The organism is Bacillus sp. 5B6 (assembly GCF_000259405.1).
GTDB lineage: Bacteria > Bacillota > Bacilli > Bacillales > Bacillaceae > Bacillus > Bacillus velezensis.
Map to the genome: position 1 here is coordinate 745698 of NZ_AJST01000001.1, position 20856 is coordinate 766553.

Annotated in this window: 20 protein-coding genes; 16 read left to right on the forward strand and 4 right to left on the reverse strand. The window is 47.8% G+C overall.

Annotated features, from left to right (window positions below; translation table 11 throughout):
* Nucleotides 1-113: 113 nt before the first annotated feature.
* Nucleotides 114-2168 carry a 5'-nucleotidase C-terminal domain-containing protein gene (locus tag MY7_RS03650; RefSeq protein ID WP_007610276.1) on the forward strand — a complete coding sequence of 685 codons (2055 nt, stop codon included), beginning with the start codon at nucleotides 114-116 and terminating at the stop codon, nucleotides 2166-2168.
* Nucleotides 2165-2761, forward strand: a complete 597-nt coding sequence (locus tag MY7_RS03655; RefSeq protein ID WP_007610277.1) for a class D sortase — start codon at nucleotides 2165-2167, stop codon at nucleotides 2759-2761. The genes MY7_RS03650 and MY7_RS03655 overlap by 4 nt, the downstream gene beginning before the upstream one ends.
* Here the strand turns inward: MY7_RS03655 and MY7_RS03660 are convergent.
* Nucleotides 2758-3666, reverse strand: coding sequence for an RluA family pseudouridine synthase (locus tag MY7_RS03660; protein ID WP_007610278.1), 909 nt, complete (start codon nucleotides 3664-3666; stop codon nucleotides 2758-2760). The two genes, MY7_RS03655 and MY7_RS03660, sit on opposite strands and share 4 nt — an antisense overlap.
* A 109-nt stretch (nucleotides 3667-3775) precedes the next feature.
* On the opposite strand from MY7_RS03660, the gene MY7_RS03665 reads away from it, so the two are divergent.
* The 13 genes from MY7_RS03665 (at nucleotide 3776) to MY7_RS03725 (ending at nucleotide 17905) form a co-directional block, all read left to right on the forward strand.
* Entirely contained in the window at nucleotides 3776-4171 is a 396-nt protein-coding gene (locus MY7_RS03665) for a DUF5365 family protein (RefSeq protein WP_029325982.1), read from the forward strand.
* Nucleotides 4172-4302: 131 nt separating this feature from the next.
* Entirely contained in the window at nucleotides 4303-4725 is a 423-nt protein-coding gene (locus tag MY7_RS03670) for a CBS domain-containing protein (RefSeq protein WP_007610283.1), read from the forward strand.
* A gap of 127 nt (nucleotides 4726-4852) precedes the next feature.
* Nucleotides 4853-5542, forward strand: coding sequence for an HAD family hydrolase (locus MY7_RS03675; protein ID WP_003155347.1), 690 nt, complete (start codon nucleotides 4853-4855; stop codon nucleotides 5540-5542).
* On the forward strand, nucleotides 5535-7073 hold the full coding sequence (locus tag MY7_RS03680) for a bifunctional GNAT family N-acetyltransferase/carbon-nitrogen hydrolase family protein (protein WP_003155346.1): 1539 nt from the start codon (nucleotides 5535-5537) through the stop codon (nucleotides 7071-7073). Before MY7_RS03675 ends, MY7_RS03680 begins: the two co-directional genes overlap by 8 nt.
* Before the next feature lie 242 nt (nucleotides 7074-7315).
* Complete coding sequence (locus MY7_RS03685; protein ID WP_101670211.1) at nucleotides 7316-8668, forward strand: aspartate aminotransferase family protein; 1353 nt, start codon at nucleotides 7316-7318, stop codon at nucleotides 8666-8668.
* A 16-nt stretch (nucleotides 8669-8684) separates the two neighbouring features.
* Nucleotides 8685-9260 (forward strand): glycerol-3-phosphate responsive antiterminator, encoded by a 576-nt coding sequence (locus tag MY7_RS03690; protein WP_007610287.1) that lies wholly within the window; start codon nucleotides 8685-8687, stop codon nucleotides 9258-9260.
* 172 nt (nucleotides 9261-9432) lie between these two features.
* Entirely contained in the window at nucleotides 9433-10260 is an 828-nt protein-coding gene (locus MY7_RS03695) for an MIP/aquaporin family protein (RefSeq protein WP_029325980.1), read from the forward strand.
* Between the two features lie 16 nt (nucleotides 10261-10276).
* Entirely contained in the window at nucleotides 10277-11767 is a 1491-nt protein-coding gene (glpK, locus tag MY7_RS03700; protein WP_007610291.1) for a glycerol kinase GlpK, read from the forward strand.
* A 138-nt stretch (nucleotides 11768-11905) separates the two neighbouring features.
* Nucleotides 11906-13573, forward strand: coding sequence for a glycerol-3-phosphate dehydrogenase (gene glpD / locus MY7_RS03705; protein WP_003155341.1), 1668 nt, complete (start codon nucleotides 11906-11908; stop codon nucleotides 13571-13573).
* Nucleotides 13574-13712: 139 nt separating this feature from the next.
* Complete coding sequence (locus MY7_RS03710) at nucleotides 13713-15455, forward strand: phospho-sugar mutase (protein ID WP_007610293.1); 1743 nt, start codon at nucleotides 13713-13715, stop codon at nucleotides 15453-15455.
* 145 nt (nucleotides 15456-15600) lie between these two features.
* The gene (locus tag MY7_RS03715) at nucleotides 15601-16737 is read left to right on the forward strand and encodes a GAF domain-containing sensor histidine kinase (protein ID WP_007610295.1); all 1137 of its coding nucleotides are present in this window, start codon (nucleotides 15601-15603) and stop codon (nucleotides 16735-16737) included.
* Nucleotides 16737-17384 carry a response regulator gene (locus MY7_RS03720; RefSeq protein ID WP_007610297.1) on the forward strand — a complete coding sequence of 216 codons (648 nt, stop codon included), beginning with the start codon at nucleotides 16737-16739 and terminating at the stop codon, nucleotides 17382-17384. The genes MY7_RS03715 and MY7_RS03720 overlap by 1 nt, the downstream gene beginning before the upstream one ends.
* On the forward strand, nucleotides 17381-17905 hold the full coding sequence (locus MY7_RS03725; protein ID WP_007610299.1) for an NADPH-dependent FMN reductase: 525 nt from the start codon (nucleotides 17381-17383) through the stop codon (nucleotides 17903-17905). Before MY7_RS03720 ends, MY7_RS03725 begins: the two co-directional genes overlap by 4 nt.
* A gap of 14 nt (nucleotides 17906-17919) precedes the next feature.
* Here MY7_RS03725 and MY7_RS03730 read toward each other — a convergent pair whose 3' ends face one another.
* Complete coding sequence (locus tag MY7_RS03730; RefSeq protein ID WP_003155335.1) at nucleotides 17920-18162, reverse strand: YhdB family protein; 243 nt, start codon at nucleotides 18160-18162, stop codon at nucleotides 17920-17922.
* A gap of 191 nt (nucleotides 18163-18353) precedes the next feature.
* Here MY7_RS03730 and MY7_RS03735 point away from each other — a divergent pair, with 191 nt between their 5' ends.
* A complete protein-coding gene (locus tag MY7_RS03735; protein WP_007610300.1) occupies nucleotides 18354-18677 on the forward strand; it encodes a DUF3889 domain-containing protein in 324 nt (107 codons plus the stop codon).
* Between the two features lie 44 nt (nucleotides 18678-18721).
* Here the strand turns inward: MY7_RS03735 and MY7_RS03740 are convergent, their stop codons facing one another.
* Both MY7_RS03740 and nsrR read right to left on the reverse strand, forming a co-directional pair.
* A complete protein-coding gene (locus MY7_RS03740; protein ID WP_007610305.1) occupies nucleotides 18722-20176 on the reverse strand; it encodes a C40 family peptidase in 1455 nt (484 codons plus the stop codon).
* 179 nt (nucleotides 20177-20355) lie between these two features.
* Entirely contained in the window at nucleotides 20356-20790 is a 435-nt protein-coding gene (gene nsrR / locus MY7_RS03745) for a nitric oxide-sensing transcriptional repressor NsrR (protein ID WP_007610306.1), read from the reverse strand.
* Nucleotides 20791-20856: the final 66 nt, after the last annotated feature.

A 20856-nucleotide genomic window follows, 5' to 3' on the forward strand; every position in this document is an offset into this window, starting at 1 on the left:
TTACGTGGGGATTATTTACTATTTTGCGCCAGCGAAGACAATCTTTACAAAAAAGTGATGTGATTTTTAAGAAAATAAGCTAACGTATTTCTTAGAAGACAGGGGGGAAATGAATGAAGAAAATAAGGGGTATGCGTCTTTCGTGCTGTCTGCTGACGGTTTGTTTTATGATGTTCAGCGTGAAAGATGCGGAAGCAATCGGACAAGCAGGATCACTGAATGAAGCTGGAACGGATAAAGCGTATAAAGAACGGCAGACTGAAGACTCCGGCCGGGTCCCGCTCAGAATCATCAGCATGAATGATCTGCACGGAAAAATTGATCAGCAATATGAGCTTGACCTTAACGGAGACGGTAAACCGGATGGCACTTTCGGGCGGATGGACTACGCCGCAGCGTACATTAAAAAGGCGAAAGCCGAGAAAGAACACGCCTTTGTCGTGCATGCGGGCGATATGATCGGGGGCAGCTCTCCCGTGTCAGCCCTTTTTCAGGATGAACCGACAGTAGAACTGATGGAAGACATCGGTTTTGATGTCGGAACTGTCGGCAATCACGAATTCGATGAAGGAACGAATGAGCTTAAACGGATCATCAATGGAGGAGATCATCCGGACGGTAAGGGGACAAGCGGTTATGACGGCCAAAATTTCCCGCTCGTCTGCGCCAACTGTAAACTGAAGTCAGGGGAGTCCTTTCTGCCGCCGTATGAAATTAAATACGTTTCCGGAATTCCGGTCGCATTTATCGGGGTTGTAACCAGATCGGCGGCAGGCATGGTCATTCCGGACGGAATTAAAAATATTACGTTTACGGATGAGGTAAAGGCTGTCAATGACGCCGCCGCTGACCTGAAGAAAAAAGGAATTAAAGCAATCGCCGTGCTCGCCCATATGTCTGCTGAACAAAATGGCTCAGCCATCACGGGAGAATCCGCAAAGCTTGCAAGCGGAACAGACTCAGAGATTGATGTGATTTTCGCGGCGCACAATCATAAAGTCGTAAACGGAGAAATCGACGGCAAGCTGATCGTGCAGGCATTTGAATACGGAAAAGCAATCGGAATCGCCGATCTTGAACTTGATAAAGAGTCGAAGGATATCGTGAAAAAATCAGCGGAAATCCAATATATCGATCAAAGTAAAATCAAGCCTGACCCGGCTGCGGCAGGCATATTAAGCAAATATGAAGAGAAAGTGAAACCGATTATCAGCGAAACGGTCGGGGAAGCGGCCCATGATATAACGGGCGGATATTCAAATGACGGCGACACGGCGCTCGGAAATCTGATTGCCGACGGTATGAAAGCGAAGATGAAATCCGATTTTGCGCTTATGAATGGAGGAGGCATCCGGGACGGCTTAAAAAAAGGGCCGATCACATGGGGAGACCTTTATAATGTACAGCCGTTCGGCAATGTGCTGACGGAGCTTGAAATCAAAGGAAAAGATTTGCGGGAGATCATCAACGCGCAAATTTCTCCGGTGTACGGACCGGATTACAGCATCAGCGGATTTTCCTATACATGGAACCCGAAAACCGGACAAGCGGTTGATATGAAGATGGCGGACGGGACAGACATACAGCCCGAAAAAGGATATACAGTAACAGTCAATCAATTTATGGCGACGGCAGCCGGGGCAAAATACGGTCCGATCGGGAAACTCGGCAAGAATCCGGTGACGGGGCCTGAGGATTTGGAAGCGACAGCAGACTATGTCAAAAGCTTTTCCGCACCGATTTCTTATCAGACCGACGGCCGCATACGCACGGCATCAGCCGCCGAAACACCTGATGATACCGGCAATCAGCCGGGAAGCGGGGAAACACCGGGCGGCACCAGGCCTGATAAAGGAGAAAAACCTCAAGCGGAAAAACCCGCTAAAAAACCGGATGCAGCAGAACAGCCTGATCAAACCAAAAAACCTAAACGTCCTGTCGTAAAAGAAACAGCATCTGATACAGTGCAGTCAATTCCCGAATCCCGTCCGGCATCTGCCGCAAATTCGGAACAAAGCACAAAACAGACTGAAAACGGCACACAAAAAGGCCGCCCATTGCCTGATACTTCAGCGGGCAGCCATCAGACGGCATTGGCCGGCCTGGTGATCACGGGTGCCGGCGTATATTGGCTTTTCAGAAAGAAAAGGGGAACCCGCACACGATGAACAAACTGAAACATATTCCGCTTCTCGTCATCATCGTCGGTATCATCATCACATGTTACGGAAGTTGGAAGATCATTGATTCACATATGAAAACGAACCAATCGCTTGAAGAAGCAAAAAAAGCAACAGAACCTGTATTGGAAAAGAATGAAACAAAAAGCGCTGTGCTGACACAGCGCAAAAAAGAATTTCACCCCGAAACGGGTGAGGCAAGCGGCATTTTAGAAATCCCTGAAATCGACGCTGAGCTCCCGATCGTCGAAGGGACTGACGCAGATGATTTAGCAAAAGGCGTCGGACATTATAAGGACAGCTATTATCCGGGCGATCACGGCCAAATTGTGTTATCCGGCCATAGGGACACGGTGTTCCGCCGGACCGGCGAACTGAAAAAAGGAGACAGACTGAACGTGATTTTGTCTTACGGCACGTTTTCTTATAAAATCAGCCGTACAAAAATCGTCAGCCGGGAAGATACATCTGTCATCACCCTTCAGCACAAGCGGGAGGAACTGATCCTGACCACTTGCTATCCGTTTTCTTACATTGGAAATGCGCCGAAACGATATATTATATATGCCGACCCGGTTTAAGAAAAATACGTTTCGGTAAAATGAGCCAGATCAGCCGGCATCGGCGCCTCGGCAACGATTTCTTCTCCTGAGATCGGATGGAAGACACTGACTTTTTTGGCGTGAAGCGCCTGCCTGTGAAACAGCGTCCTGCTTCCGCCGTACAGGTCATCGCCCGCCAACGGATGGCCGATGCTTGCCATATGCACCCTGATTTGATGTGTTCTCCCGGTCTCCAGTTCAAGCTCTGCCAATGTAAGCTGCGCACCGGGATGATAGCCTTTCACTTTGTAATGGGTGACGGCGGCTTGTCCGCCGGGTGAGACGCGCCGTCTGACGGAATGTGACCTGTCGCGGCCGATTGGCGAGTCAACCGTGCCTTTTTTCGGCGTGACTTTTCCTTCCGCCGCGGCGATATAGGTGCGTTTTAATGTTTTGGTTTCGAGCTGACGATCAAGGATTGCATGGGCCAGGCGGTGTTTCGCGAAAACGACCGCGCCTGAAGTGTCACGGTCAAGACGGTGAACGTGGCGCACTTTCGCCTGCTCGCCGTTGATTTGAAAATGGTAAGCGATCAGGTTGCTGAGGGTGCCGGTCTGTCCCTCTTCATTTGGATGAGTCGGCATTCCCGCCGGCTTATTTGCAATCAGCATATGATTGTCCTCAAATAAAATGTTCGGCTCTCCGTATTCAGGAATCACCGAGGAACCCGTTTTTTCCTGAAGATCAATGAATAAGCGATCTCCGGTTTTCAGTATGATGTTGTTTTTCGGTGATGTTCGATTCACCTGGATGCTTTCTTGGTTCATCCATTCCGTAATTACGGGTTTTGACGCCTGGAATTCAGATTTCAGGACTGAAAACAGCCATTGTCCGGCGTGCTTTTCCGTAATCAGGAGTTCCAGACCGCGGTCATTTTGTTTCATTTCATAAAGCTCCTTTTCAAGCGGAAAGCGGCTGTTTCAATAGGAAACACTTACCTTAGCTTTCGCGTTTTTTTCTATGCTATTCTTGATAAAGATTAAGGATATTCACATGGCAAGAAAGGTGATTGATGTGAGAATTGTGAACGCAGCGACTGACGGACAAGAAAGCGCGATACAAGAGCTTTCCTCTGAATTGTTTCAAAATGTTTTTCCTCTTTATTTCTCCGAACTGGAAATTCAGCGCTTTAAAAAAAGGGGCGTATTATCATTGCAAAACCAACGTTACCAAGGAACTTTAAAAGAAGCGTTTCAAATTATGGCTTGTCTGCAAACGGTACATATCATGCTATCAAAGCCGCACCCGGTATATGACGTCAAAGAGCGGGCGCTGTTTGATAAAAATTGCGCTTTGCTGAATGAATGCGGAATGAATTTTCCGTTTACTTATGATGATTTCGAGACAGGGGCCGGATCAGAAGCCTGCGGTCGCAGAAGGCTGATCTGACGGGTGTAAAGAGCCTTTTTACAGGCTCTTTTTTTGCTTCCTTGACATGATACCACAATTTCTTTCCTCTAACTCCCTTTATATTGAGACAAATCCCCGAGCATAATAAATGTCGAAAGGGGTGCTTTACAATGAGTTCAATCAAACAATCAATGACTACCCACGTGGCTACCGTTTCTCCGAATCAAACGATCCAGGAAGCGGCTGCGCTGATGCACCAGCATAATGTAGGAGCAATTCCCGTCGTTGACGGAGGGGAATTAAAAGGAATGCTGACAGACCGTGATATCGCATTGAGAACAACGGCTCAAGGCCGCGACGGCCAAACACCTGTTTCACACGTGATGTCTTCTACAGTTGTATCCGGAAACCCGGAAATGAGTCTTGAAGAGGCGTCACATCTGATGGCCCAACACCAAATCCGCCGCCTTCCCATTGTCGATCAAAATCATCTGGTCGGGATCGTTGCGCTTGGAGACTTAGCGGTCGATCAGCGTTCAAATGAGTCTGCGGGAGCAGCTCTTTCCAATATTTCCAGTCAAAACACACAGTAACGGATGAAGAGAGCTTGCACTCATGCAGGCTCTTCTTTCCGTGAGAATGTTACATTTTGAACGCGAAAGAAATTCACGGTATAGTGTATACATAGGTCAGTACGTTTAACTAAAGGAGCTGTAACCATTGATAAAAGCATTAATCTTTGATTTTGACGGGTTAATTTTAGATACAGAAACCCATGAATATGAAGTGCTGCAGGAAATGTTTGAAGAACACGGTTCAACATTGCCTTTATCCGTCTGGGGAAAGGTGATCGGAACGGCCGCGGGTTTTAAGCCGTTCGCATATTTAGAGGAGCAGCTGGGAAGAAAGCTCGATCATGATGAACTGACGGCGATCAGGCGCGGGCGCTTCGAACAGCGGATGAAGACAGAAACGGCGCGTCCCGGGGTCGAGGCTTATTTAGCCGCGGCAAAAGAATTAGGATTGAAGGTGGGGCTCGCTTCCAGCTCAGATTTTAAATGGGTGTCGGGCCATCTGAAGGAATTAGGCCTGTTTGATGAATTTGAAGTGATTCAGACGGCTGACGACGTAGAAGAAGTGAAGCCGAATCCGGAGCTCTATCTGAAAGCTGCGGAACATTTAGGCGTTGAACCATCTGAATGTCTGGCCTTTGAGGATTCGGTCAACGGCTCAATCGCAGCTAAACGGGCCGGCATGAAATGTGTCATCGTCCCGAATAAGGTAACAAGCGCCCTGTTATTTGAAGAGTACGATCACAGACTGGAATCGATGGCTGAAATGGAACTTGAATTACTCTTACAGCGATTGAACGATCAAAACGAACCGGCAGGGGGAAGCAGCATTGTCTGAGAAACTTGATCTGACCCGTTTTGAAAAGAAAATGGTCATACGGAATATGGAAGAGAAAGATATTAACAAAATTATTGAGCTGCAAAAGGATTGTTTTCCGGGGATGGAGCCGTGGGAGCCTGAGCATTTAATCAGCCATCTCGCGCACTTTCCGGAAGGTCAGTTTTGCGCCGAGTATGAAGGGGAAATTATCGGTTCATGCTCAAGCCTGATCATCAATTTCGATGAATATGATGACCGCCACACGTGGCAGGACATTACAGACGACGGTTATATCACGAACCACAACCCGGACGGATTGAATCTGTACGGGATTGAGGTAATGGTTCACCCGGAATACAGACGGATGAAAATCGGACACCGGCTGTATGAGGCGAGAAAAGACTTGGCGAGACGATTGAATCTGAAAAGCATCATTATCGGCGGGCGGATCCCGAATTATCATAAGTATGCGGAAGAAATGACGGCGAGAGCCTATGTCGAACAGGTGACGCGCCATCAGATTTATGATCCGGTGCTTTCTTTCCAGCTGATGAACGGATTTACGCTCATGCGGATCAATCCGAATTATCTCCCGGATGACACCGCGTCCATTAAATATGCGACATTAATGGAATGGAACAATGTCGATTACCTGCCGCAGTCGAAGCGCTATTACAAATCGGCATTTCCGGTGCGCATCTGCGTCATTCAATATGAAATGAAAAAGATTTACTCCTTCGAGGAATTTGCCAATCAGGTTGAATATTATGTCGATGTGGCTTCCGATGCGAGATCTGATTTCGCGGTGTTCCCGGAAATTTTCACGACGCAGCTGATGTCTTTCCTCGAGGAGCGTTCTCCGAGTCTGGCCATTCAGAGGATTACCGAATATACCGAGGACTATATCAGCCTCTTTACAGATCTCGCGGTGAAATATAATGTCAACATCATCGGCGGCTCCCACTTCGTTGAAGAAGAGGGGAAAATTTATAACATCGCCTACTTATTCAGACGTGACGGCACGATTGAAAAACAATATAAGCTTCACATTACGCCGAATGAGCGGAAATGGTGGGGCATCAGCGCCGGAGACAGGGTGCGCGTATTTGATACGGACTGCGGAAAGATCGCCATTCAGATCTGTTACGATATCGAATTTCCGGAGCTTGCGAGAATTGCCGCGGATCAAGGGGCGAAAATTATCTTTACGCCGTTCTGCACTGAAGACCGCCAAGGCTACTTGCGCGTAAGGTACTGCTCTCAGGCGAGAGCGGTTGAAAACCAAATTTACACCGTCATCTCAGGTACGGTCGGAAACCTGCCGCAAACAGAAAATATGGATATTCAATACGCGCAGTCAGCCATTTTTGCTCCGTCTGATTTTGAATTTGCCAGAGACGGAATCGTCGGTGAAACGAATCCGAATATCGAAATGGTCGTGATCGGGGACGTGGACCTTGAAATCTTAAGAAGGCAGCGTGAAAACGGAACCGTGCGCCAGCTGAAAGACCGGCGCAAAGACATTTACCGGATTACGCACCTGAAATAAAAAACGCCCGCTCCGCTTAAGGGGCGGGTTTTTTTATAAAAACACTTGCACCGGCCCCGGTTTCGGGATATGCTCTTGTAGCCCTTTCGCTTTCTGGGAGAAAGCGTTTTTTTAATTGCCGCCGCTTTATTGACTCGCCCATGCCGCGCCTTTATATTCTTATTAAGAGGAAAACTTCACCAAGAGAATCGGCGTCAGAAGCCGGGCAGCTTTCGATACAGTGCAATGATATTGAAAGGGAGATGAGCGGTGTGGAACATGTACAAAAAAATCAGTCACTCAAACAAAAGGATAAAGAGCTGATTTGGCACGCGATGAAAGGGGCGGAGCCGGATGACAGCATAATCGTCCAAAAAGGGGAAGGCGCCTGGGTTACGGATATTGACGGCAGACGGTATTTGGACGGCATGTCAGGACTGTGGTGCGTCAATATCGGATACGGGAGAAAGGAGCTTGCCGATGCGGCTTACAGCCAATTGAAGGAGCTTCCTTATTATCCGCTGACCCAAAGCCATCAACCCGCGATTGAGCTTGCGGAAAAACTGAATGAATGGCTCGGCGGCGATTATGTGATCTTCTTTTCCAACAGCGGATCGGAAGCAAATGAAACCGCGTTCAAAATTGCCCGCCAATACCACATTGAAAACGGCGATCACAGCCGCTTCAAATTCATCTCCCGGTACAGAGGCTATCACGGCAATACGATGGGGGCGCTCGCCGCTACCGGCCAGGCGCAGAGAAAATATAAATATGAGCCGCTCTCACAAGGTTTTTTGCACGCGGCGCCGCCTGATCTTTATCGGAATCCCGGCGATGCCGTCACATTGGAAAGCGCGCATGAAATCGACCGGATCATGACGTGGGAGTTAAGCGAAACGATTGCCGGCGTTATTATGGAGCCGATTATTACAGGCGGAGGGATACTGATGCCCCCGGACGGGTATATGGCAAAGGTAGAGGACATTTGCCGCCGCCACGGCGCGCTTCTGATCAGTGATGAAGTCATTTGCGGTTTCGGCCGCACGGGAGAGCCGTTCGGATTTCAGCATTACGGCGTTTCACCGGACATCGTCACAATGGCAAAAGGCATTACGAGCGCTTATCTGCCGCTGTCGGCAACGGCAGTAAAACGGGAGATTTTTGAGGCGTATTCGGGCGGTGAGCCGTACGGCCGCTTCCGGCACGTGAATACATTCGGAGGCAATCCGGCAGCCTGCGCCCTGGCTTTGAAAAACCTGCAATTGATGGAGGACGAAAATTTGATCGCCCGCTCCCGGGAGCTTGGAGAAAGGCTGCTCCGTGAGCTTGAGCCGCTCAGAGAACATCCGGCGGTCGGAGATGTACGGGGCAAGGGCCTTCTTGCCGGCATTGAGCTCGTCAAGGACAAAGTCACGAAGGAACCCGCTGATGCCGTCCTTGTGCAGCACGTCATCACCGCGTGCAGAGAAAAAGGCCTGCTTGTCGGGAAAAATGGTGATACTGTAGCGGGATATAATAATGTCATTCAGCTGTCTCCGCCTTTTTGCCTGTCGGACGAGGAGCTCTCTTTCATCATTTCGACCGTCAAGGAAAGCGTGCTGAGCATTGATTTTTAATGTAAAGGAGTAAAACATGAGTTTTCACAACCAGCAGATTCTACCGGCTATCCGGAACATGAAGCAATTCGATGCATTTTTAGAGAGTCCGTTCTTATACGGCGTCATTTTAGATATCCACCTTGGTCAATTAAAAGGTGTCGTGAATGAAGCAAAAAAACACGGAAAACTTCTGATGGTTCACGTCGATTTAATTCACGGCATTAAGCATGACGAATACGGTGCGGAGTTTATTTGTCAGGATATCCGGCCCGCGGGTATCATTTCGACGAGATCATCAGTCATCGTCAAAGCGAAACAAAAGAAAATATACGCGATCCAGCGTCTGTTTCTCTTGGATACGAGCGCCATGGAGAAAAGCATGGAATTCGTCGGAAAGCATAAACCTGACTTTATCGAGGTTCTCCCGGGCATTGTTCCGACTTTAATCAGAGAAATTAAAGAAATGACGGGGATTCCTATTTTTGCCGGCGGCTTCATCCGCACGGAGCAGGACGTTGAAAACGCCTTGCAGGCAGGAGCCACGGCCGTGACGACTTCAGACACCGAACTATGGGCTAAATATGAACATTCTATGACAAAAAAAGATTGACACCGCTTACACCCATTGTTACAATAGACCTAGGTTAATACTATGTGATGGAGATCCGGAGACCCACAACAGCTCTTTACGGAAGCAATAAAGCGTAAAGCGGTTTGTTGTGGGCTTTTTATTCTCTATAACTCTGTCAAACCTGCTATTTTGTCATTTAGGAGGAATGATGATGACAGCATTTTGGGGAGAAGTAATCGGTACAATGCTGCTTGTTATTTTCGGCGGCGGCGTTTGTGCGGGAGTCAATTTAAAGAAATCGCTTTCATACCAATCCGGATGGATTGTTATTGTATTCGGCTGGGGATTGGGAGTAGCCATGGCGGCATATGCCGTCGGCAGCATCAGCGGCGCCCACTTGAATCCGGCTTTAACGATAGGCCTTGCGCTTGAAGGCAGCTTTCCTTGGAAAGAGGTCCCTGTTTATATTGCAGGACAGATGATCGGAGCAATGATCGGTGCGGTTGTTGTGTTCCTTCATTATCTGCCGCATTGGAAGGCGACGGATGATCCGGCCGCTAAACTGGGCGTTTTCTCGACCGGTCCGAGTATTCCTCATACATTTGGGAATATGATAAGTGAAGTCATTGGTACGTTTGTGCTTGTGCTCGGCATTTTGGCAATCGGAGCGAATGAATTTACAAAAGGGCTGAACCCGCTGATTGTCGGATTCCTCATCGTTGCCATCGGGATTTCTCTTGGAGGGACGACCGGATATGCGATCAACCCTGCGCGGGATTTGGGGCCGAGAATCGCTCACGCCTTTCTGCCGATTCCGAAAAAAGGGCCGTCAAATTGGAAATATGCCTGGATTCCCGTAGTCGGTCCGATCATGGGCGGTGCGTTCGGCGGCGTATTTTACAATGCCGCGTTTAAAGGAAATGTGACACCTAGCTTTTGGTTTGTAAGCGTTATAATGGTTGTAGTGCTTTTCACACTCTATATTTATACCAAGAAATCTCAATCACGGAAAACATTATCAAATTCTGAATATATTTAAAAAGGAGAGCGGCATCATGGAGACCTATATTTTATCAATTGACCAAGGCACAACAAGTTCAAGAGCGATTCTTTTTAATAAAGAAGGAAAAATCGTGCATTCCGCTCAAAAGGAATTCACACAGCATTTCCCTCAGCCGGGCTGGGTGGAGCACAATGCGAACGAAATCTGGGGATCGGTGCTCGCCGTTATCGCGACTGTGATCTCCGAGTCCGGAATCAGCGCTGATCAAATTGCCGGCATCGGCATCACGAACCAAAGGGAAACGACGGTCGTATGGGATAAAGATACCGGAAAGCCGGTATACAATGCGATTGTGTGGCAATCGAGACAAACATCCGGCATTTGCGAAGAGCTTCGTGAAAAAGGATATAATGATACATTCAGAGAAAAAACGGGACTTTTGATCGACCCTTATTTCTCAGGAACGAAAGTCAAATGGATTCTTGACAATGTAGAAGGCGCGCGGGAAAAAGCGGAAAACGGAAATCTTCTGTTCGGAACGATTGATTCATGGCTCATCTGGAAAATGTCCGGAGGGGCGGCGCACGTAACGGATTATTCCAACGCTTCAAGAACGCTGATGTTTAATATACATGAATTAAAATGGGATGACGAGCTGCTTGATATTTTAGGCGTACCGAAATCAATGCTGCCGGAAGTGAAACCGTCTTCTCATGTGTACGCGAAAACGGTTGATTATCATTTCTTCGGTAAAAACATTCCGATTGCGGGAGCGGCCGGAGACCAGCAGTCTGCGCTGTTCGGTCAGGCGTGCTTTGAAGAAGGCATGGGGAAAAACACATACGGCACAGGCTGCTTTATGCTGATGAATACCGGAGAAAAAGCCATCACTTCTGATCACGGCCTTCTGACGACAATCGCTTGGGGATTAGACGGAAAAGTCGAGTATGCACTGGAAGGAAGCATCTTTGTCGCAGGTTCTGCCATCCAATGGCTGAGAGACGGCATGCGGATGTTCCAGGATTCAAAAGAAAGCGAGACATACGCAGAGCGTGTGGATTCCGCTGACGGTGTTTATGTCGTGCCCGCTTTCGTCGGATTAGGCACACCGTACTGGGACAGCGACGTGCGCGGCTCAGTTTTCGGCCTGACACGCGGAACGACGAAGGAGCATTTTATCCGGGCTACGCTTGAATCTCTCGCTTATCAGGCGAAAGATGTGCTTGATGCCATGGAGGCTGATTCAGGTATCTCTTTAAAAACATTGCGTGTAGACGGCGGAGCGGTAAAAAATAACTTCCTCATGCAGTTCCAGAGCGACTTGCTTGATGTACCGGTCGAACGTCCGGAAATTAATGAAACGACGGCGCTCGGTGCCGCGTATTTGGCCGGAATCGCTGTCGGCTACTGGAAGGACAGCACTGAAATCGCTGATCAATGGAACCTTGATAAGCAATTCAAACCGGAAATGGAAGATGAAAAACGTGATGAATTGTACGGCGGATGGAAAAAAGCAGTAAATGCAGCTATGGCTTTTAAATAAGATAAAAATGTGGTATACTGAAAACAAGTTAATAGGAACGGTCCTGAGATGAGGAGAGACCACAGCACCAAAGTGATGACATGCGCTTTGGCTGTTGTGGTCTCTTTTTCTATACCGTGACAACAAGGAGGAAACGTAATGATGAATCACCAATTTTCAAGTTTGGAACGGGATCATATGCTGGAAGACATGACTAAAAAAACATACGATCTGTTTATTATAGGCGGAGGTATTACGGGTGCCGGTACGGCGCTTGACGCTGCTTCAAGGGGAATGAAAGTCGCTTTGAGCGAAATGCAGGATTTCGCGGCCGGTACATCAAGCCGATCCACAAAGCTTGTCCACGGCGGTTTGCGTTATCTGAAGCAATTTGAAGTCAAAATGGTTGCAGAAGTCGGTAAGGAACGTGCCATCGTGTACGAAAACGGCCCGCACGTCACGACGCCGGAATGGATGCTGCTGCCGTTTCATAAAGGCGGCACGTTCGGTTCATTCTCTACTTCCATCGGCCTGCGTGTGTATGACTATTTAGCAGGGGTGAAAAAATCAGAGCGCAGAAGCATGCTGTCTGCTAAAGAAACGCTGCAAAAAGAGCCGCTCGTCAAAAAAGACGGCTTAAAAGGCGGAGGCTATTATGTAGAGTACCGGACGGACGATGCGAGACTGACGATTGAAGTCATGAAAGAAGCCGTTAAATTCGGTGCGGAGCCTGTCAACTATTCTAAAGTGAAAGAACTGCTTTATGAAAAAGGAAAAGTTGTCGGCGTTTTAATTGAGGATCTGCTGTCAGGCAAGGAATACAAAGTTTACGCCAAAAAAATCGTCAATGCGACAGGTCCGTGGGTCGACGAGCTGAGAGAAAAAGACCACAGCAAAAGCGGAAAACATCTTCAGCACACAAAAGGGGTCCATCTCGTATTCGACCAATCCGTATTCCCGCTTAAACAGGCGGTGTACTTTGATACGCCGGACGGCCGGATGGTGTTCGCCATTCCGCGTGAAGGAAAAACATACGTGGGTACGACCGATACGGTTTACAAACAAAAACTTGAGCACCCGCGCATGACGGTGCAGGATCGCGATTATGTCGTCAGCTCCATCAATTATATGTTCCCGGAACTGAACATTACGGCGGACGATATTGAATCAAGCTGGGCCGGCCTCAGACCGCTTATTCACGAAGAAGGGAAAGACCCGTCTGAGATCTCCCGTAAAGATGAAATCTGGACATCTCAATCAGGCCTGATTACGATCGCCGGAGGAAAACTGACGGGCTACCGTAAAATGGCTGAGCACATTGTCGATCTTGTCCGCGACCGCTTGAAAGAAGAGGGCGGCCAGGACTTCGGCGGCTGCAAGACGAAGACGATGCCGATTTCCGGCGGACATGTCGGGGGCTCTAAAAACTTCGAGTCATTTGTGGAAGCAAAGACAAAAGACGGCTTGAAAATCGGTTTATCACAGGAAACCGCTAAGCAGTTAGCCATCAGATACGGCTCTAACGTTGAAAATGTATTCAGCCGGATTGAGGGTCTGAAAGACGAAGCGGAAAAACGCCAGATTCCGGTTCACATTTTGGCTGAAGCAGCTTACAGCATCGAAGAAGAAATGGCTGCGACACCTGCCGATTTCTTCGTCCGCAGAACGGGAAGACTGTTCTTCGACATCAAATGGGTGCAAACGTATAAAACGGCCGTGATTGATTACATGAGCGACCGATTCCAATGGAATGACGAAACGAAAGAAAAACACACTGAGTGGTTAAATACGCTGCTGCACGACGCGGTTGTTCCGCTCGAACAATAATAACCGGAGGGCTGTGCCGAAAAGGCATGAGCCCTTCTTTTATCTGTTTACATAAAGCATTTGGTTAAGTTATCAAGTGACACGGGCAGCCGCTTCATATTAAAATATGGTCATAAGCTGAAATTATAGGAGGACGAACATGAGTTGGAGTAAGAGTTACGAACGCTGGAATCAGGCCGAACAATTAGATTCAGAATTGAAAAAATTATTGGCGGACGCAGAAGGAAACGAGCAGCTGCTGGAAGATTTTTTCTACAAAAATCTTGAGTTCGGAACAGGAGGCATGAGAGGAGAAATCGGGCCGGGTACGAACAGGATGAATATTTACACGGTCCGCAAAGCATCCGCCGGACTTGCGGCGTATATCGCGAAACAGGGGGAAGACGCGAAAAAAAGAGGGGTTGCGATCGCATACGACTCCCGTCATAAATCTCCTGAGTTTGCGATGGAAGCTGCAAAAACTCTTGCTTCCCAAGGCATTCAAACATACGTATTTGATGAGCTCCGCCCGACGCCTGAGCTGTCTTTTGCGGTGAGAAAGCTGAACGCTTATGCCGGTATCGTCGTGACGGCCAGCCATAACCCGCCTGAATATAACGGATATAAAGTGTATGGCGATGACGGCGCACAGCTGCCGCCGAAAGAAGCGGACATCGTCATTGCGGAAGTGAATGCCATAGAAAATGAATTAACGATTCAAGTTGAAGATGAACAGTCACTGAAAGAAAAAGGTTTGATTAAAATAATCGGTGAAGAAATTGATAAACCGTATACTGAAGAACTGACTTCCATCTCCGTACATCCCGAGCTTTCGTATGAAGTGGATGTCAGCGTCGTGTTCACTCCGCTGCACGGCACGGCAAATAAACCGGTGCGCCGCGGTCTTGAAGCACTCGGTTATAAAAACGTCACCGTCGTAAAGGAGCAAGAGCTGCCGGACCCGGATTTTTCAACCGTCAAATCGCCGAATCCGGAAGAGCACGCGGCATTCGAATATGCCATTAAACTCGGAGAAGAACAAAACGCTGATATTCTCGTCGCTACGGACCCGGATGCCGACCGTCTCGGCATTGCCGTGAAAAACAGCGAAGGCAAGTACACAGTGCTGACGGGAAACCAGACAGGCGCGCTTTTATTGCATTACCTGCTTTCCGAGAAGAAAAAACAGGGCGCCCTTCCTGAAAACGGTGTCGTCATGAAAACGATTGTCACGAGCGAATTGGGCCGCGCCGTCGCTTCATCGTTCGGATTAGATACGGTTGACACGCTGACAGGCTTCAAATTTATCGGTGAAAAGATCAAAGAATATGAAAAATCAGGCCAATACACGTTCCAGTTCGGGTATGAAGAAAGCTACGGCTACTTAATCGGCGATTTCGCGCGTGACAAAGACGCGATCCAGGCTGCGCTGTTAGCCGTCGAGGTATGCGCCTTTTATAAAAAGCAGGGCATGTCGCTTTATGACGCGCTGCTGTCCATTTTTAAAGAATACGGATATTACCGTGAAGGCTTGAAGTCATTGACGTTAAAAGGAAAACAGGGAGCCGAGCAGATTTCCGCTATCCTGACTTCCTTCCGAAACGATCCGCCGAAGCAGATGGCCGGAAAACAAATCACGCAGGCTGAAGACTATTCAACGGGAAAACGGACTGTATTTGCCGATCATCATGAAGAGGATATTGATCTGCCGAAGTCAAATGTCCTGAAATATTTTCTTGAAGACGGCTCTTGGTTCTGTCTTCGTCCATCGGGAACGGAGCCGAAAGTGAAGTTTTATTTCGCCGTGAAGGGAACTTCTTTACAAGACAGCGAACAGCGTCTTGCCGCATTATCTGAAGCCGTCATGAAAACAGTGGATGGCATAGTGGAAAAAACGAAATAAACAACAAACCGCCGGAAGCGACATCCGGCGGTTTTTTTATACGCCTCATCCGAAAGTATGAGGAAAATTCATGCTGAAAACAAAGGAATATACAGAAAAGAATTGATATAATATGGATAATTCTGATTGGCCGGAGTGAGGGAAATTGACGAAAACGACGGTAGAAACGTTAAAAACGTTAAAAGCGATTGCGGAAACCTTAAACCAAAGCCACGATTTAAAGGAAGCGCTTGATAAAGTGCTCCGCGAACTGCTCAGCCTGACCGGGCTGCAGACAGGGTGGATTTTTCTGATTGAGCCGGACGGGTCTTATACGCTCGCCGCAGCCGCTTATTTACCGCCGGCTCTCGGTCAGCGGGAAAATGCACTCATGTGCAGCGGGGAATGCTATTGTCTGACCAAATTCAGCAATGGGGGTTTGACAAAGGCCGTAAACATAATGAATTGTAAACGGATTGAATTTGCGGAACAGACGACGAACTGCCGCGATACGGAGGGCATTACCCATCATGCGACCGTACCGCTTGAGGACGGCGGCCGGAAGTTCGGTTTATTAAACGTCGCCGCAAGCGAAAAGACATTTTTCAACGAAGAAGAACTGCATCTGCTTGAAGCGGTTGCATTTCAAATCGGAACGGCGATTCAGCGGATGAAATTGGCCGAATTTGAGCAGCAGAACGCCCTGTTGATGGAACGAAGCAGACTTGCGCAAGAGCTGCATGATTCCGTCAATCAGATGCTGTTTTCTGTCAGCTTAACGGCAAAAGCCGCAAAGAGCTTTACAGATGATGATCGGCTCCGGCAGATGATTACGTTTATTCAAGAGCTGTCTCATGATGCGCTAACAGAAATGAGGGCGCTTATTTGGCAGCTGAAGCCGGAAAGTTTGACGAAAGGGCTGTATGCGTCGATCAAAAGCTATGCCGCTCTTATCGGCCTGGAAGCCGTTTGTGAAATGGAGGATGAGCTGGAGCTTACGGATGAACAGGAACACGCGCTTTGGCGGATCGCTCAGGAAGCCTTGAATAACTGTAAAAAGCATGCGGGAACGGACCGGGTTATCATTTCCGCCGTTAAAAAGCCGGATTGCGCTGAGCTTCACATTAGCGACCGTGGAGCGGGCTTCAGCGCTGATGCGCATGCTGTGCTCCCATCGCTCGGCGTGGCCGGCATGAAAGCGCGGGCCGAAGCGATCGGAGGCCGCTTTACATTGCAATCCGAGCTTGGCGCCGGAACGATTGTCTCCGTTCGGCTTCCGTTTCGGGACAGGAGGTCTGATTGATGAAAATTGTGATTGCTGATGATCATCACGTTGTCCGCAAAGGACTGCGCTATTTCTTCGCCACTCAGGAAGACATTGAAGTTGTCGGTGAGGCGTCCACCGGTGCTGAAGCGCTTCAGCAAGCTGAAAAGACGGAGCCGGACATCATTCTGATGGATTTATCAATGCCTGATATGGACGGCATAGAAGCGGCAAAAATTGCGGCTGAACGATTTCCGGACATCAGTATCGTCGTTTTGACGAGCTATTCTGATCAGGAGCATGTCATTCCCGCCCTTAAAGCCGGCGCAAAAGCGTATCAGCTGAAAGACGCCCAGCCCGATGATTTAGTGAAAACGCTCCGGGAAGTATATTCCGGACGTTACCGGCTGTCGGCGGATATTGTGCCTCATGTGCTGACCCATATGGTTCAGGATGATCAGGATAAGGAAAAATATTATCACCTGACCCCTCGTGAAAAAGATGTTCTTCAAGAAATAGCCAAAGGAAAAAGCAATAAGGAAATTGCGGCGGCACTGTTTATTTCAGAAAAAACAGTGAAGACCCACGTGTCCAACCTGCTGTCAAAGCTGAATCTTTCCGATCGGACGCAGGCGGCATTGTATGCAGTAAAATATAATGTTTTTGGAAAGGCGGTAAAATCATGAGCATATTAGTGATCAGCGGAACACCGAGAAAAAACGGGCGGACTAGAATTGCCGCTTCTTATATCAGAGATCGGTTTCATACCGATTTTATTGATTTGAGCGAAAGTGAACTGCCGCTTTATAACGGTGAAGAAGAACAGAACGAGCTGCCTTCAGTGCAAGAGTTAAGGCGGCAGGTGAAAAAGTCGGCGGCCATCGTCTTATTATCTCCCGAGTATCACAGCGGCATGAGCGGCGCTTTAAAAAACGCCATCGATTTTTTAAGCAGTGATCACTGGGCATACAAACCGGTGGCAATCATTGCCGCGGCGGGCGGAGGAAAAGGAGGCATGAACGCGCTGGCGAATATGCGGACGGTCATGCGGGGCGTTTATGCAAATGTCATCCCGAAACAGCTGGTCTTAGACCCGATTCACATCGACATGGAGCGCCGGACCGTATCTGAGGATATGGCGATCAGCCTGAAAGAGATGATCGAAGAGCTGAATATGTTCACAAACACAAGAAATCCCGGCGTCTGACGCCGGGATTGTTTTTATGTCAGCATGGCTAATTGATCTTCATAAGCGAGCTCTGTCGCATGATCAATATACCCGAGAAGAGAATACAGCTCTTTTTCAAGCACCGCATGATCATATTCGAAATGATACGCGTGCAGAAAGTGCTCAATACGCTTTGATAATAAATCATCTTTTGTACGAACCATCAATATTAACAAATTGTCCCATTGAGACCGGTGTGTGTAATACAAGGCTTTGTCATAATCGGCATGATCCATCTAACGCTTCTCCTTTCAATGAGAAGTTCTCCGTTAGTTTATGCCGCTGAAGCCCGGATGCAACGGGGGAAAAGTTGGTGTCCTTATCACTGCGGCATAGCAATATGAGGGAGACATAAAATAAAACCGCATATCCGTCTCTTCTTTGGACACGCTAAGATTGACAAAAAACGACTCAGGAGAACATAAAGATGAAATCCCTTCCATTTGCGCTTGCCCTCTTGTTTTGCGGCATTCTCATTGCCTCGATCGCTGAAAAAGGGCATACAGAACACCTTGATCCATCAGTTGAAAAATGGGAGCAGCTCGCATGGAACCAGCTTGAACGTGAATACAAGGGGGCCGAGCTTACCGATTATTCGTACATGGGCCGTACAAAAGTGAACCGGGAGCAGACGAAAGATGTGTTTCGCGTAACGGTGCAAACAACAAAAGAAACGTTTTCATCCCGTGCTGAAGTGTATTTCCATCCCGTGACAAAACATGTGATCAGCATTAATATTTTCAGACTGTAAAAAAAGCTGCACAGCCTAATTGAGGCCGTACAGCTTGTCAGATATCAGAAGAAACGTTTTGCGCCGAGGTAGCGCTGTTTCCAATAGGAATTGTTCATGCTGGAAATAACGACACCCGAATCGTTGGCATTAATAAACTGGCCGTTCCCGAGATAAATACCGACGTGGGAAGGTCCGGCTTTATAAGTTGAGAAAAAGACAAAGTCACCGACCGCCGGCTGGCTGACTGATGTCATCGTATTCCAGTAGCCTGCGGCTGAAAGTCTGGATACAGAAGTGACCTTATTGAGAACGTAATAAATGAAACCGCTGCAGTCAAAGCCTCTCGGCGTTGTCCCGCCCCATACATACGGTACGCCCAGTTGAGCTTTTGCGGCATCGATCATTACATTAATCTTCGCGCTTGTTGAACCTGTGCCGCCTGTGTTGCCGGACTGATTCGGTGTCGTGTTTGTCTGCTGTCCGGTAATCGTCAGCTTTTGTCCGATTTGAAGAACATCTGTTTTCAGGTTGTTTTTCTCGCGGATCTGCTGGGCGGTCACATTGAACTTTTGGGCGATCACCCATAAAGAATCCCCGCTTTTCACGGTATATGTAGTGGTTTTCCCTGTATCTCCGGACTGGTTCGGAGTTGACGGTGAAGTCGAAGAGCCGGAAGATGACGTTTTTGTCAGCTTAAGCACTTGTCCGACCCGAAGCATGTCTGACGTCAGTTTGTTGATGCTTCTGATTTGCTGAACCGTCATGTTGTATGCGTTTGCGATTTTCCAGAGTGAGTCTCCGCTTTTTACTGTATAAGAGGACGTTTGTGTCTGGTTTTTATTTTGGTTTGAATTGTCTTTTGACGGCGTGTTTCCCGAAGAAGACGTTCCTTTTGTTTTCAGGACTTGGTTTACGTAGATCGTATCCGTTTTTAAGTTGTTTAATACTTTGAGTTCCGCAATGGTCATATTGACGCTGTTTGCGATCTTCCATAGTGAATCGCCGAGTTTGACTTTATACGTCCCGGAAGATGATGACTGCTTTTTGCTGCTGTTTGAGCTGCTGCCCGGTGTGGTTTTTTTCTGATCGGTGCTTGAGGAAACTTTCCCCGTCACTTGCAGCTTCTGTCCGGCGCGGATTAAGTCGCTTGTCAGACCGTTCAATTTTTTTAGTTCCTGTACGGACATTTTAAAATCAGATGCGATCAGCCACAGCGAGTCGCCGCTTTTCACTGTATAAACGCTTTTAGTCGTGCCGCTGTTCTTTGAAGATGGCTTTGAGCTGCCGGAATCTGATTTGCCGTTAGGAATGTTGAGCGTCTGCCCGATAGAAATAACGGTGGATTTTAGATGATTCGCTGATGTAATGGCATCCACGCTTGTATTGTAGTTTTGGGCAAGCTTCCATAATGAATCTCCGCTTTTAACCTTAATCGTTTGTGCTTCTGCCGGTGTTACAGCTAACGCAGACCCGACGATCGCAGATGCAGTCAAACCGACCGCTACCTTTTTTTTCATAATGAATCTCCCTTTTCCTGCGATGATTTTACTATCCCCATTCGTTGCAGCCGCAAGGTGAGGATATCAGTAATGATAATCTTTATATCGGCACTTGTCTGCAATCGTTTATCATATTAATAGAAATAGTCCTTTTTTCTTACGCCGGCATAAAAAAAAGAAGGAATGCGGACATTCCTTCAGCTTCTGAGCAGTCTCATAATCTCCTCTTTGTTTTTGACCAGATCCCTTAACGTATATTTGTCTAAAACAGCCAGGTAAGCTTGCAGGGCTTCATTCAGAAGGTTCTTTAAGTTGCAGGCGGGAGATATGATACAGAGATTTTTTTTGGAGTCAAAGCATTCTACGATGTTAAAGTCGTCTTCTGTATTTCTAACGACTTCTCCAATGTTTATGTCTTCCGGTGTCATTCCTAATCGGATTCCGCCTCCCCGGCCCCGGATCGTTTCGACATACCCGAGCTGGCCGAGGCGGTAAATGACTTTCATGAGGTGGTTTTTAGAGATGGAATAAGTATCTGCGATTTCTTTTATGTTGGAAAGTTCGTCGGAATGTCTGGAAGCCAAAAAAATCAAAACGCGTAAAGAATAATCGGTATAGTTCGTTAATTTCATAGAATGACCTCGGAAAAAGAGATTTTGCTTCTGTTACAGTCTATCATATATGAATCTAAAATGAAA

What these genes read in the sequence shown, in the direction of transcription:
- MY7_RS03650 (WP_007610276.1), top strand. Translation starts at nt 114, where the DNA reads ATGAAGAAAATAAGGGGTATGCGTCTTTCGTGCTGTCTGCTGACGGTT.
- MY7_RS03655 (WP_007610277.1), top strand. Translation starts at nt 2,165, where the DNA reads ATGAACAAACTGAAACATATTCCGCTTCTCGTCATCATCGTCGGTATC.
- MY7_RS03660 (WP_007610278.1), bottom strand. Translation starts at nt 3,666, where the DNA reads ATGAAACAAAATGACCGCGGTCTGGAACTCCTGATTACGGAAAAGCAC.
- MY7_RS03665 (WP_029325982.1), top strand. Translation starts at nt 3,776, where the DNA reads ATGGCAAGAAAGGTGATTGATGTGAGAATTGTGAACGCAGCGACTGAC.
- MY7_RS03670 (WP_007610283.1), top strand. Translation starts at nt 4,303, where the DNA reads ATGAGTTCAATCAAACAATCAATGACTACCCACGTGGCTACCGTTTCT.
- MY7_RS03685 (WP_101670211.1), top strand. Translation starts at nt 7,316, where the DNA reads ATGAGCGGTGTGGAACATGTACAAAAAAATCAGTCACTCAAACAAAAG.
- MY7_RS03690 (WP_007610287.1), top strand. Translation starts at nt 8,685, where the DNA reads ATGAGTTTTCACAACCAGCAGATTCTACCGGCTATCCGGAACATGAAG.
- MY7_RS03695 (WP_029325980.1), top strand. Translation starts at nt 9,433, where the DNA reads ATGACAGCATTTTGGGGAGAAGTAATCGGTACAATGCTGCTTGTTATT.
- glpK (WP_007610291.1), top strand. Translation starts at nt 10,277, where the DNA reads ATGGAGACCTATATTTTATCAATTGACCAAGGCACAACAAGTTCAAGA.
- glpD (WP_003155341.1), top strand. Translation starts at nt 11,906, where the DNA reads ATGATGAATCACCAATTTTCAAGTTTGGAACGGGATCATATGCTGGAA.
- MY7_RS03710 (WP_007610293.1), top strand. Translation starts at nt 13,713, where the DNA reads ATGAGTTGGAGTAAGAGTTACGAACGCTGGAATCAGGCCGAACAATTA.
- MY7_RS03720 (WP_007610297.1), top strand. Translation starts at nt 16,737, where the DNA reads ATGAAAATTGTGATTGCTGATGATCATCACGTTGTCCGCAAAGGACTG.
- MY7_RS03725 (WP_007610299.1), top strand. Translation starts at nt 17,381, where the DNA reads ATGAGCATATTAGTGATCAGCGGAACACCGAGAAAAAACGGGCGGACT.
- MY7_RS03730 (WP_003155335.1), bottom strand. Translation starts at nt 18,162, where the DNA reads ATGGATCATGCCGATTATGACAAAGCCTTGTATTACACACACCGGTCT.
- MY7_RS03735 (WP_007610300.1), top strand. Translation starts at nt 18,354, where the DNA reads ATGAAATCCCTTCCATTTGCGCTTGCCCTCTTGTTTTGCGGCATTCTC.
- MY7_RS03740 (WP_007610305.1), bottom strand. Translation starts at nt 20,176, where the DNA reads ATGAAAAAAAAGGTAGCGGTCGGTTTGACTGCATCTGCGATCGTCGGG.
- nsrR (WP_007610306.1), bottom strand. Translation starts at nt 20,790, where the DNA reads ATGAAATTAACGAACTATACCGATTATTCTTTACGCGTTTTGATTTTT.